Source organism: Bacillus cereus group sp. N8 (assembly GCF_016483685.1).
Classification (GTDB): Bacteria; Bacillota; Bacilli; order Bacillales; family Bacillaceae_G; genus Bacillus_A; species Bacillus_A proteolyticus.
In genome coordinates, this window is record NZ_JAEHBK010000129.1 from 1 (window position 1) to 512 (window position 512).

Sequence of the window (512 nt, forward strand, 5' to 3'; positions counted from 1 at the left end):
TATTTAACGGTACAATGTTTTGTACGTACATAAAAGCCGTTCTTCTTCAGTTTTTTGAACGCACAAAGCAAGGGCGGAGCTTTGTCTGTAGTGAGAACTGTTGGTTCTCCAAAATGTTTTACTAATCTTTTCATAAAGGCATAGGCAGCCTGATGATCCCGTTTTTTACGAAGTTGAATATCCAACGTGTTTCCATCTTTATCAATTGCACGATAGGGATAACGCCATTCTCCCTTAACTTTGATATACGTCTCGTCCAAATGCCAAGATAAGCGTGCAGATTTATTTTTTACTTTCCAAATTTGATAGATGAGATTTCCATATTCATGAACCCATCGCATGATGGTTGTTGGATGAACTGAAATACCACGTTCTTTCAGGATTTCAGATACATCGCGATAACTTAAAGAAAAACGGCAGTAGTAGCCGACATCTACTAAAATGATATCTCTCTTGAATTGTTTTCCTTTAAAGTACCTCATGTCTGATTCTCCTATATCCTGTTTTCTAGA

At 37.1% G+C, this 512-nt stretch carries 1 protein-coding gene; it reads right to left on the reverse strand.

Going from position 1 to position 512, the window contains the following annotated elements; all coding sequences use genetic code 11:
* A partial coding sequence (locus tag JDS80_RS30710; protein WP_199640819.1) for an IS6 family transposase occupies positions 1 to 482 on the reverse strand: 482 nt, incomplete at its 3' end.
* Positions 483 to 512: the final 30 nt, after the last annotated feature.